16 protein-coding genes are annotated in these 11,308 nt (G+C 59.2%); 9 read left to right on the forward strand and 7 right to left on the reverse strand.

Features of this window, described 5'->3' with window-relative positions; genetic code table 11:
* Positions 1-61: 61 nt before the first annotated feature.
* A complete protein-coding gene (locus CCX46_RS29485) occupies positions 62-283 on the reverse strand; it encodes a DUF1289 domain-containing protein (RefSeq protein ID WP_127930208.1) in 222 nt (73 codons plus the stop codon).
* A gap of 4 nt (positions 284-287) precedes the next feature.
* Positions 288-620, reverse strand: coding sequence for an iron donor protein CyaY (cyaY, locus tag CCX46_RS29490; RefSeq protein WP_007911100.1), 333 nt, complete (start codon positions 618-620; stop codon positions 288-290).
* 329 nt (positions 621-949) lie between these two features.
* On the opposite strand from cyaY, the gene lptM reads away from it, so the two are divergent.
* Genes lptM through CCX46_RS29520 form a run of 6 tightly spaced genes read left to right on the forward strand, consistent with a single transcriptional unit; the run spans position 950 to position 5,559 of the window.
* The gene (gene lptM, locus CCX46_RS29495) at positions 950-1,123 is read left to right on the forward strand and encodes an LPS translocon maturation chaperone LptM (protein WP_007911098.1); all 174 of its coding nucleotides are present in this window, start codon (positions 950-952) and stop codon (positions 1,121-1,123) included.
* A 9-nt stretch (positions 1,124-1,132) separates the two neighbouring features.
* Entirely contained in the window at positions 1,133-2,380 is a 1,248-nt protein-coding gene (gene lysA, locus CCX46_RS29500; protein WP_064389521.1) for a diaminopimelate decarboxylase, read from the forward strand.
* A 3-nt stretch (positions 2,381-2,383) separates the two neighbouring features.
* A complete protein-coding gene (dapF, locus tag CCX46_RS29505) occupies positions 2,384-3,214 on the forward strand; it encodes a diaminopimelate epimerase (protein WP_008084573.1) in 831 nt (276 codons plus the stop codon).
* A 13-nt stretch (positions 3,215-3,227) separates the two neighbouring features.
* Positions 3,228-3,953, forward strand: a complete 726-nt coding sequence (locus CCX46_RS29510) for a DUF484 family protein (RefSeq protein WP_127930209.1) — start codon at positions 3,228-3,230, stop codon at positions 3,951-3,953.
* Positions 3,954-3,955: 2 nt separating this feature from the next.
* On the forward strand, positions 3,956-4,855 hold the full coding sequence (xerC, locus tag CCX46_RS29515; RefSeq protein WP_034152032.1) for a tyrosine recombinase XerC: 900 nt from the start codon (positions 3,956-3,958) through the stop codon (positions 4,853-4,855).
* On the forward strand, positions 4,852-5,559 hold the full coding sequence (locus CCX46_RS29520) for an HAD family hydrolase (protein ID WP_127930210.1): 708 nt from the start codon (positions 4,852-4,854) through the stop codon (positions 5,557-5,559). Before xerC ends, CCX46_RS29520 begins: the two co-directional genes overlap by 4 nt.
* Before the next feature lie 190 nt (positions 5,560-5,749).
* On the opposite strand, the gene sutA is transcribed toward CCX46_RS29520, so the two are convergent.
* The 4 genes from sutA to glnK all read right to left on the reverse strand — a co-directional run bounded on the left by sutA (position 5,750) and on the right by glnK (position 8,534).
* On the reverse strand, positions 5,750-6,076 hold the full coding sequence (gene sutA / locus CCX46_RS29525; protein ID WP_007920420.1) for a transcriptional regulator SutA: 327 nt from the start codon (positions 6,074-6,076) through the stop codon (positions 5,750-5,752).
* A 102-nt stretch (positions 6,077-6,178) separates the two neighbouring features.
* A complete protein-coding gene (locus CCX46_RS29530; protein ID WP_007920418.1) occupies positions 6,179-6,604 on the reverse strand; it encodes a secondary thiamine-phosphate synthase enzyme YjbQ in 426 nt (141 codons plus the stop codon).
* A 215-nt stretch (positions 6,605-6,819) separates the two neighbouring features.
* Entirely contained in the window at positions 6,820-8,157 is a 1,338-nt protein-coding gene (locus CCX46_RS29535; RefSeq protein ID WP_007920417.1) for an ammonium transporter, read from the reverse strand.
* Between the two features lie 38 nt (positions 8,158-8,195).
* Entirely contained in the window at positions 8,196-8,534 is a 339-nt protein-coding gene (gene glnK, locus CCX46_RS29540) for a P-II family nitrogen regulator (protein WP_002555808.1), read from the reverse strand.
* Positions 8,535-8,948: 414 nt separating this feature from the next.
* Here glnK and CCX46_RS29545 point away from each other — a divergent pair, with 414 nt between their 5' ends.
* Both CCX46_RS29545 and CCX46_RS29550 read left to right on the forward strand, forming a co-directional pair.
* Positions 8,949-9,209 (forward strand): accessory factor UbiK family protein, encoded by a 261-nt coding sequence (locus CCX46_RS29545; protein ID WP_008086041.1) that lies wholly within the window; start codon positions 8,949-8,951, stop codon positions 9,207-9,209.
* 359 nt (positions 9,210-9,568) lie between these two features.
* Positions 9,569-10,096, forward strand: a complete 528-nt coding sequence (locus CCX46_RS29550) for a BRO-N domain-containing protein (RefSeq protein ID WP_127930211.1) — start codon at positions 9,569-9,571, stop codon at positions 10,094-10,096.
* Here the strand turns inward: CCX46_RS29550 and CCX46_RS29555 are convergent.
* Positions 10,091-10,360 (reverse strand): HigA family addiction module antitoxin, encoded by a 270-nt coding sequence (locus CCX46_RS29555; protein ID WP_127930212.1) that lies wholly within the window; start codon positions 10,358-10,360, stop codon positions 10,091-10,093. The genes CCX46_RS29550 and CCX46_RS29555 overlap by 6 nt on opposite strands.
* Positions 10,361-10,613: 253 nt before the next feature.
* On the opposite strand from CCX46_RS29555, the gene CCX46_RS29560 reads away from it, so the two are divergent.
* Positions 10,614-11,078 (forward strand): hypothetical protein, encoded by a 465-nt coding sequence (locus CCX46_RS29560; protein ID WP_127930213.1) that lies wholly within the window; start codon positions 10,614-10,616, stop codon positions 11,076-11,078.
* The last annotated feature ends 230 nt before the right edge of the window (positions 11,079-11,308 follow it).

Below are 11,308 nucleotides of genomic sequence, written 5' to 3' on the forward strand. Positions count from 1 at the left end.
GAGGCGTGTTCGGACACTATCACAGCTCAAAAAATATACAAGTCACCCACCCGGCCGGCCCCTACATTGAGGAATTGCGGCGGTCTGCGGCTTGGGCGCAGATGACCCGGCGGCGTTGATCGTCCGCCGAGCGCCATTCGCGAATATCCTCGACATGGCGGAAGCAGCCGAGGCAAACCTTCTGGTCATCCAGCCGACACACGCCACTGCACGGCGAAGGCACCGCAGGGCTGATGTTGCTGTAGAGCGGCTTCGGAGGCCGGGCGGGAGCAGTCTCAGTCACGGAATCACAGACCTTCGAAATCGAATTCGGCGCCGGCCTGCTGCTTGACGATGCGCTCGAGCATTTCGCCCAATTGCTCTTCGCTCTTGTCACACATCCAGCGCTCGCTTTCTTCGTCGTAGTCGAAGTGGAAACCACCGGACACCGCCGCCAGCCACAGCTGACGCAGCGGCTCCTGACGGCTGAAGATCAGCTGCGAGCCGTTTTCGAACTTGACGGTGAGCACACCGGCCGAGTTCTCCATGTCGATATCCAGATCACTTTCGTCAAAGATGTCTTCCAGTTTTTCCTGGGTTTCATCGACCAGATCGTGAAAACGGGCTTCGGACAAACTCATTGCGGCAACCTCAAAAAATGTTCTGATCAGGCTCAAGCGCCGAAAGATACGGACGCTGCTGGCCGATTGCAAAGATTAACGACCAAGCACCCTGCCCCACTCCTGACACCTAACCCTTGTAGGAGTGAGCCTGCTCGCGATAGCGGTGTGTCAGTCAGCATATAGGTATCTGACACTCCGCTATCGCGAGCAGGCTCACTCCTACAGGAGATTGCGGCGGTTCGAGCAGCTTTAGGCAAGCCCCGCCGGACGGGAACCCCCTCGCATAGGCAAGCCGCCGGGTGGCCGGTATACTCCGGCGCAATTAACGCATTTTCAAGGATTTCGCCATGAAGCGCCTGATCTCTTCCCTTGCTGCGCTCGTCGCGGTTGCCTGCCTCGTTTCGGCCTGTGGTCAAAAAGGCCCGCTGTACCTGCCGGATGACGATCAGGACCCGGCCGAGCAAGCCCAGTCTTCGCAGAAGCAGCCGTCCAAAGCACACAAGCACGACGTTTACCAATAAGGGATCGCCATGGACGCTTTTAACTACCGTGGCGGGGAGTTGTTCGCGGAAGGTGTGGCGCTGTCCGCCATCGCCGACCGCTTCGGCACGCCCACCTATGTCTACTCGCGCGCGCACATCGAAGCCCAGTATCTGGCTTACGCCGATGCACTGGCCGGCATGCCGCATCTGGTCTGCTTTGCGGTCAAAGCCAACTCCAACCTCGGCGTGCTGAATGTCCTGGCACGTCTGGGCGCCGGATTCGACATCGTTTCCCGTGGCGAGCTGGAACGCGTACTGGCCGCTGGCGGCAGCGCTGACAAGATCGTCTTCTCCGGTGTCGGCAAGACCCGTGACGACATGCGTCGCGCGCTGGAAGTCGGCGTGCACTGCTTCAACGTCGAGTCCACCGACGAGCTCGAGCGCCTGCAAGTGGTCGCCGCCGAACTGGGCGTTCGCGCACCGGTTTCGCTACGCGTGAACCCGGACGTCGATGCTGGCACCCACCCGTACATTTCCACCGGTCTCAAAGAGAACAAGTTCGGCATCGCCATCGCCGACGCCGAAGACGTGTACGTGCGTGCCGCGCATCTGCCGAACCTGGAAGTAGTGGGCGTTGACTGCCACATCGGTTCGCAACTGACCACGCTGCCGCCATTCCTCGACGCACTTGATCGCCTGCTGGATCTGGTCGATCGCCTCGGCGACTGCGGCATTCACCTGCGCCACATCGATCTCGGTGGTGGTTTGGGCGTGCGTTATCGCGATGAAGAGCCGCCATTGGCTGCCGACTACATCAAAGCCGTGCGCGAGCGTCTGAACGGTCGTGATCTGGCGCTGGTGTTCGAGCCAGGCCGTTTCATCGTTGCCAACGCCGGCGTGCTGCTGACTCAGGTCGAGTACCTCAAGCACACCGAGCACAAGGATTTCGCCATCGTCGACGCGGCGATGAACGACCTGATCCGCCCGGCGCTGTATCAGGCGTGGATGGACGTTACGGCGGTCAAACCGCGTGACACCGCTGCGCGCAAATACGACATCGTTGGCCCGATCTGCGAAACCGGTGACTTCCTCGCCAAGGACCGCGAATTGGCCCTGGCCGAAGGCGATCTGCTGGCCGTGCATTCGGCCGGTGCCTACGGCTTTGTGATGAGCTCCAACTACAACACCCGTGGCCGTGCCGCTGAAGTGTTGGTAGACGGTGATCAGGTTTTTGAAGTGCGTCGCCGCGAGACCGTGGCCGAGCTGTTTGCCGGCGAAAGCCTGCTGCCGGAGTAACCCATGCTGCTGCGTTTTACTAAAATGCACGGCTTGGGCAATGACTTCATGGTTCTCGACCTGGTCAGCCAGCACGCGCACATTCAGCCAAAACACGCCAAGCAATGGGGCGATCGGCACACCGGTATCGGTTTCGACCAGTTGCTGATCGTCGAGGCGCCGAGCAACCCGGACGTGGATTTCCGTTACCGGATCTTCAATTCCGATGGCTCGGAAGTCGAGCAATGCGGCAACGGCGCGCGCTGCTTTGCGCGCTTCGTGCTCGACAAGCGTCTGACCGCCAAGCGGCAGATCCGCGTCGAGACCAAGGGCGGCATCATCGAACTGGACGTGCGTAACGACGGCCAGATCGGTGTGAACATGGGCGCTCCGCGTCTGGTGCCGGCGGACATTCCGTTCGAAGCGCCGGCGCAGGCCATCAGCTATCAGCTGGAAGTCGACGGCACCACCGTCGAACTGGCCGCCGTGTCGATGGGCAACCCGCACGCGGTATTGCGCGTGCAAGACATCAACAGCGCACCGGTGCATGAACTGGGGCCGAAAATCGAACACCATCCGCGCTTCCCCGCGCGAGTGAACGTCGGTTTTCTCCAGGTCATCGACCGTAACCGCGCGCAATTGCGCGTGTGGGAACGCGGTGCCGGGGAAACCCAGGCCTGCGGTACCGGCGCGTGTGCAGCGGCTGTCGCTGCGATCAGCCAGGGGTGGATGGATTCGCCGCTATTGATCGACCTGCCCGGCGGGCGTCTGTCCATTGAATGGGCAGGCCCTGGCCAACCGGTACTGATGACCGGTCCGGCAGTGCGTGTATACGAAGGACAAGTACGTCTTTGAGTGAGCAGAAATCATGACCGATAAGCCTCAGGTACCCGCCCGACAGTCCGACGAATCAGCGTCCGAGAGCCTGGAGGCGGCAGCGGTTGCCGCATACCTGGAGGCTCATCCGGACTTCTTCGTCGAGCACGAAGAACTGCTGCCCGCGATGCGCATTCCTCACCAGCGTGGTGATACCGTTTCGCTGGTCGAGCGGCAGATGACCATTCTGCGCGACCGCAACATCGAGATGCGCCACCGCCTCTCGCAGTTGATGGACGTCGCCCGCGACAACGATCGCCTGTTCGACAAGACTCGTCGCCTGATCCTCGCCCTGATGGACGCCTCCAGTCTTGAAGACGTGGTGATCAGCGTCGAAGACAGTCTGCGTCAGGATTTCCAGGTGCCTTTTGTCAGCCTGATCCTGCTCGGTGACAACCCGGCGCCGGTCGGCCGTTGGGTCAGCCACGCTGACGCCCAAGTCGCCATCGGCGGCTTGCTCACCGAAGGCAAAAGCGTCAGCGGTAGCCTGCGCGAGCATGAACTGGACTTCCTCTTCGGCGAAGAACAGCGCAAGCAGATCGGCTCCACCGCTGTGGTCGCGGTCAGCCATCAAGGCATCCATGGAATTCTGGCGATCGCCAGCCGTGATCCGCAGCACTACAAGAGTTCGGTCGGCACGCTGTTCCTCAGCTACATCGCCGAAGTCATGGGCCGCGTGCTGCCACGGGTCAACAGCTCCCTGCGCTCGGTACGCTGAGCATGGAACGGCAACTGGACGCTTACTGCGAACATCTGCGCAGTGAGCGACAGGTGTCGCCGCACACGCTGTCGGCCTACCGCCGCGACCTCGACAAAGTCCTTGGCTGGTGCGTCAAACAGAACATCGGCAGCTGGGCGGCACTGGATATTCAGCGCCTGCGCAGCCTGATCGCCCGTTTGCACGCGCAAGGTCAGTCCTCGCGCAGCCTCGCTCGATTGCTCTCGGCAGTACGCGGGCTCTATCACTATCTGAATCGCGAAGGTCTTTGCGACCATGATCCGGCCACGGGTCTGGCACCGCCGAAAGGCGAGCGCCGACTGCCGAAAACCCTCGATACCGACCGTGCACTGCAACTGCTTGAAGGTGCGGTCGAGGACGATTTTCTCGCACGTCGGGATCAGGCGATTCTTGAATTGTTCTACTCCTCCGGCCTGCGCTTGTCAGAGCTGACCGGGCTTAATCTTGATCAGCTGGATCTGGCCGACGGCATGGTTCAGGTGCTCGGCAAGGGCAGCAAAACCCGTCTGTTGCCGGTGGGCAAAAAGGCCCGTGAAGCGATCGAACAATGGCTGCCGTTGCGGGCCATGACCAACCCGGCGGACGATGCCGTGTTCGTCAGCCAGCAAGGCCGGCGCCTCGGCCCGCGCGCAATTCAGGTGCGGGTCAAACTGGCCGGCGAACGCGAGCTGGGGCAAAACCTGCACCCGCACATGCTGCGCCACTCGTTCGCCAGCCACCTGCTCGAATCCTCGCAGGACCTGCGCGCCGTGCAGGAGTTGCTCGGCCACTCCGACATCAAGACCACGCAGATCTACACCCACCTGGACTTCCAGCACCTGGCGGCGGTCTACGACAGCGCCCACCCACGGGCCAAACGCATGAAAGGCGATGATTCATGAGCATCCAGTTGATCACCTTCGACCTCGACGACACCCTGTGGGACACCGCCCCGGTGATCGTCAGCGCCGAAGCGGTATTGCGCGAATGGCTGAGCGAACATGCGCCGAATCTGGGCGCCGTGCCGGTCGAACATTTGTGGGCGATTCGTGAGCGGGTGTTGACCAGTGAGCCGGGGTTGAAACATCGCATCAGCGCGCTACGTCGGCGGGTGTTGTTTCATGCGATGGAAGACGCTGGGTACGCCCATGGAGAAGCAACCGACCTGGCAGACAAGGGCTTTGAAGTGTTTCTGCATGCGCGGCATCAGATCGAAGTGTTCCCTGAAGTCGAACCCGTGCTGGAGATTCTCGCCAATCACTATGCGCTTGGCGTAGTCACCAATGGCAACGCCGATGTGCGGCGGTTGGGGTTGGCGGATTACTTCAAGTTCGCGTTGTGCGCCGAAGATATCGGCATCGCCAAACCGGATGCCCGGTTGTTTCATGAAGCGTTGCAGCGCGGTGGCGCTACTGCGGAAACCGCCGTGCACATAGGTGATCATCCGGGGGATGACATTGCCGGGGCGCAGCAAGCCGGGTTGCGGGCGATCTGGTTTAACCCGGCGGGCAAGGTCTGGGAAGCGGATCGTTTGCCGGATGCTGAAATCCGTAGCCTGAGCGATTTGCCAGCCGTTCTTGCACGCTGGAATGCCACCTCGAACTGATCTACTACCCCTGTGGGAGCGAGCCTGCTCGCGAAGGCATTCTGTCATTCAATACTGATGTTGACTGACCCACCGCTTTCGCGAGCAGGCTCGCTCCCACAAGGGAATTGCATTTACTTCAGTTGCTTTATTCCAGGCATAAAAAAGCCCGCAGCGACGGCGGGCTTTTTCAGCAAGCAAGCGGCACGTCTCAGATAGGGCGGCTGCCGTACTTGTTGTCCGGCTTCTTCGGCGGATCGGCGACCACGTTGGCCTCCACTTCCTGAACCTTGCCGCCACGCGACAGGAACTCTTCCATGGCCTTGGCCAGGGCGTCGCGTTCCTTGTTCTTGGCTTCAATGCTCGGCAACTCGTCTACCGACACCGCAGCCTTGGCTTTGCCTTTGGCAGCCGGGGCCGGCGTATCGTCGCCACCATCGTCGTCAGCAACGTCTTCCGCTGCTGCTTCCAGACCTTCCTCGGCCTCGTCTTCGTCGCCTACTTCGAGGTCGTCGTTTTCCAGATCATCGTCGCTCATGTTCTACCTCATGACTTGCGAAAAGCAGATTAGTTATAGACCAGCTTTGGCAACTGTCGAAAGTCGCCGTTAAAAAATCAGTAACCATTGGTGACCAACGGTTTATGCCCCTTCACCGTGCAAGGTGGCGAGGACTTTTCGGGCACCGCCATGATCACGGTGCTCGCCCAGATAAACGCCTTGCCAGGTCCCCAGTGCCAGGCGACCTGCCGAAACCGGCAGACTGATCTGGCAGCCAAGCACGCTGGCCTTGAAGTGCGCCGGGAGGTCGTCCAGGCCTTCGTCGTTATGCTCATAGCCGTCTGTTCCTTGTGGGATCAGACGATTGAAAAATCGTTCGAAGTCGCGACGTACCGCCGGATCGGCGTTCTCGTTGATGGTCAACGACGCCGAGGTATGCTGCAGCCACAAATGCAACAGACCGACCCGGCACTCCCTGAGTTCAGGCAGCCCCGCGAGTAACTCGTCCGTTACCAGATGAAAGCCCCGGGGCCGTGCCCGCAGGGTTATCAGAGTCTGTTGCCACATACAGTTCTCCGCACGTTCGGGGCGCATTCTAGCGCGCTCTGGGAAAAAACAAAGGCCCTAATATTCCTGCAATCATGTAAGCCATTGGCCGCAGAAAAACACCCGTCGTAAACACGACCAAAGCAGTACGAAAAATCCTTTCAGCTACTCTCTGAATGACAAATTCCAGACAAAAAAATGCCCGGCGAACCGGGCAAATTTTTTAATGCGCGTACTTACAGGTTGTAGCCGCGTTCGTTGTGTTGTGCCAGATCGAGGCCGACCGACTCTTCTTCTTCGGTCACACGCAGACCCATCACAGCGTCGAGTACCTTGAGGATGATGAAGGTGACGATCGCGGTGTAGATCACCGTGAAGCCCACGCCTTTGACCTGAATCCACACTTGCGCACCGATATCGGTCACGGTGCCGAAGCCACCCAGCGCCGGCGCAGCGAAGACACCGGTGAGGATCGCGCCGAGGATACCGCCGATACCGTGCACGCCGAACGCGTCCAGGGAATCGTCATAACCGAGTTTGCGTTTCAGGGTGGTGGCGCAGAAGAAGCACACCACGCCCGCCGCCAGACCAATCACCAGTGCGCCCATCGGGCCCACGGTGCCGGCTGCCGGAGTGATCGCTACCAGACCGGCAACCACACCCGAAGCGATGCCCAGCGCGCTTGGCTTGCCGTGGGTGACCCACTCGGCAAACATCCAGCCCAGTGCCGCAGCAGCGGTAGCGATCTGAGTGACCAGCATCGCCATGCCGGCGGTGCCGTTGGCCGCTGCAGCGGAGCCAGCGTTGAAACCGAACCAGCCGACCCACAGCATCGCCGCACCCATCAGGGTGTAACCGAGGTTGTGCGGGGCCATCGGGGTGGTCGGGAAGCCTTTGCGCTTGCCCAATACCAGGCAGGCAATCAGACCGGCGACACCGGCGTTGATGTGCACCACGGTGCCGCCCGCGAAGTCGAGCACGCCCCAGTCCCACATCAGGCCGCCGTTGCCGGACCAGACCATGTGCGCGATCGGTGCATAAACCAGGGTGAACCAGATGCCCATGAAGATCAGCATCGCGGAGAACTTCATCCGCTCGGCGAACGCACCGACGATCAGCGCCGGGGTGATGATCGCGAAGGTCATCTGGAAGGTGATGAACACCGCCTCAGGGAACAAAGCCGCTGGGCCGGTCAGGCTCGAAGGCGTGACACCGGCGAGGAACGCCTTGCCCATGCCGCCGAAGAACGAGTTGAAGTTGACGACGCCCTGCTCCATGCCGGTGGTGTCGAACGCAATGCTGTAGCCATAAATGACCCACAGGATGCTGATCAGACCGGTAATGGCGAAGCACTGCATCATCACGGAAAGAATGTTTTTCGAGCGAACCATGCCGCCGTAGAACAGCGCCAGACCCGGGATGGTCATGAACAGCACGAGTGCCGTCGAGGTCAGCATCCAGGCAGTGTCGCCGGAATTGAGGACTGGGGCCGCCACTTCGTCTGCCGCCATTGCAAGGCTTGGCATTACGATGGACAACAGGGCTCCTAGCCCTGCGAATTTACGCAGAGTCATATTGTTTTCTCCTGGGGCGTTGGGGTTTGTGGCGGCGGTTAAATCGCGTCGGTATCGGTTTCGCCGGTACGGATGCGAATCGCCTGTTCCAGATTGACCACGAAGATCTTGCCGTCACCGATCTTGCCAGTGTTGGCCGCCTTGGTTATCGCCTCGATAACCCGATCCAGATCCTTGTCGTCGATGGCCACGTCGATTTTCACCTTGGGCAGAAAATCGACCACATATTCCGCGCCGCGATACAGCTCGGTGTGACCCTTCTGCCGGCCGAAGCCTTTGACTTCAGTAACGGTAATGCCCTGCACGCCGATTTCGGACAGCGACTCGCGCACGTCGTCCAACTTGAACGGCTTGATGATGGCAGTGACTAGCTTCATGAAAACTCTCTCCCGAATTGGTGGACTTGCCCCAGGAAAACAAACCCGACTCAAGTCTAAGCGCAGTGCCTGGCTTTGTAACGCATCGTCGGCCTTACCTGCCCGACTGACGCCAGCTAACCGCTGCTGACGAAACTCCCCGCTCCGTCTGCCGCACTGCATTCGTCACAGCGACTGCATCAGTGCATGGGTCAAAGGTGACTAAGCAGAAACCTTGCCATCTCGCCAAAATCCCCTGATTTCAATCCCTTGGCCGCTGCTGCAAGCCATTGCACCCAAAACGCCATCCGGATACGCACAACAACGGTGCGTCGCCGTCCATCCGCCTGCGCGAAAAGCGTGCATCCCTGACCACGAGATTGACTATAGACACTGCGTGATACACTGCCGGCCATTGTTTCCAGGACATTCACCATGCTCGCGCCCAAAGACTTCCTCGACGCCCTGAGCGGCACCGCCTCCCGCCTGTTCAACGGCGACACCCCGCTGCCGAAAGCCGAAATCGAAAGCCAGTTCAAGATGCTGCTGCAGAGTGCCTTCAGCAAACTCGATTTGGTGAGCCGTGAAGAGTTTGATAGCCAGATGGTTGTGTTGGCGCGCACTCGTGCTCGACTTGAGAGTCTTGAGGCCAAAGTTGCCGAGATGGAAGCGAAGCTGACGCCGCCCGCTGAATAATCCGCGCCCCCTGTAGGAGCTGCCGAAGGCTGCGATCTTTTGATCTCCAGCCCTTCAATCTTCTCGGCAACGTCCTACAACCTGAATGACCGCCGTCCGATTGCGCCGAAAAGCCCAGGTTTCTAACCTCACCCGATGCTGAAAGTTCAGCACCGGGTTTGGCGACCCGAACAGCTTAAGGCGCACGACAACCATGATGGCGGCTACATTTACCGTCACATCGTTTCATGGCGGTTGTGCGTGGGAGACCTTCGGGTCTGCCGGGTTCCTTTTGCTCCGGTTCGCCAACCCGCGTACAACTGCCACCCAATCGTTTGGCGACGATTGAGTGCAGCCCCTTAAGCAAGAGGAACTGCTCAATGAATCAAGAAGAGACTTATCTAAGCCCGCACATCTTCACCCGCCACAAACTCCCCCTCCACGCCCTCCTCATCCAGAACCAACCCTGGTTCTGCGCCCGAGACCTGAGTCGCCTGCTGCACATCTACCTCAACGAACGCATGCTGCGAAAACTCGACCCCGACCAATACCAAACCCGCAAAACCCTGATCCACAACCAGATCGAAAACACCCTGCTGATCAGCGAATCCGGCATCTACGCCCTTCTCGTCTACCACTACTGCCCCGAATACCGAGCCCTGCGCGAATGGCTCACCCACCAGGTCATCCCCACCCTGCGCGACGCCCAACATCCCACCACAAGCGAACGCCCACACCTGAGCCTGCTCAGTTGGCCGGACATGACGTTGAGTTTGTTGCACTGGAATAACCAGCCGTGGATACGGCTGCAGGATGTGCCGTTGATGTTGGTGGAACGGGAACAGACCAAACGCCCGATGACGGGGCCATGGTGGAAAAGAGCTTCGCGGATGCTGCAATCGCTATAAACCCGCATGCCGGAGCTGGGCCCTGCGCAAATCGTAAGTCGATTGGAGATTCATCCAGAACTCAGGCGTAGTGTTGAGCTGAATGGCAAGGCTGATTGCCAGATCGGCGCAGATCCTGAGCTGGCATTTCACAAGCTTTTCGATCTCACTTTCGGGCCAGTTCGTGGGCATGGCCAGATCCATGACAGTCATGCCCAACGGCTCCATGAATTCCTTATTCAGAACCTCGCCCGGATGAATCGGGCGCATACCATTGCGGTCCATTGCTGGCCTCCAGAGGCTGCGTTGAGTGGCCAAACTGGAGCATCCGATTAAGGAAAAACAAGACCATCAAAACCGTTTCGCCGGCGTCCTACAACTATTAGGGCATAACCCTACGAGAATCAGCGTCTGCGCCTGATTCCGCGAGTTCTTCGCTGTGATTAGGCTGGTGGCTTTCGCCTGCGCTGGTCGATCCTATTCGTCGAGTTCCAGGCGATACACATTGATCGCCAGACACTCTGGTTCTGGATCCCTCTTGCCTGATTTGCTCAAGCTCAAAGAAAACACGCTGGTTCAGCACCCAGATGGTGGTTACATCTTTGGCACGATCCCCGATATGCCAAAATTCGGCTTGCCAGGCGGGAAGATTTATCTGCGGGTAGGTATCCACCGTCGAGCGAATAGTGGTTTTGGCGTAGTGCACATTTGGGAAGCCCATAGTGCCGATTTGCTCAAGCATGGTTGCCAGACAGCCGATGGGGTAGCAGCGATTGTTGCGAAAATGATCGTCCCGGGAGCACAAATCTATTGTGAGTTCAAAGAACAGCGATGTGGAAACAGGATCGCGGTACTGAGGACATCTATGGGAACACTGATTCTTGAACCGCGACACGAGCGCGCCACAGGATTTGGTTACTTCGTGGTGACTTGGTACCCGCAAAAACGCGCACATGGCACGTTAGTGGGACAGATACCACGAGTACCATCAAATCAGAAATAAAAAAAAGGCGTCCGATGGACGCCTTTTAAGTATTTTTTGAGGAGTAGTCGCAGCGATTCTTTAGCTCCGGGCTTTACGGCCTTGGGTTCAGAATCCGACAGGCTAGCCCGTCGTCACTACTTCAGAGAAACCAGCTTTCTCTGCTGCCAAAAATGCGGGGGAGCTTTTGCTGGTGCCCAGTCCCGACGAATGCGCAGTTGCAGTCCTCGAACGGGATGATCCGTCAATGC

This window comes from Pseudomonas sp. RU47 (genome assembly GCF_004011755.1).
GTDB lineage: Bacteria > Pseudomonadota > Gammaproteobacteria > Pseudomonadales > Pseudomonadaceae > Aquipseudomonas.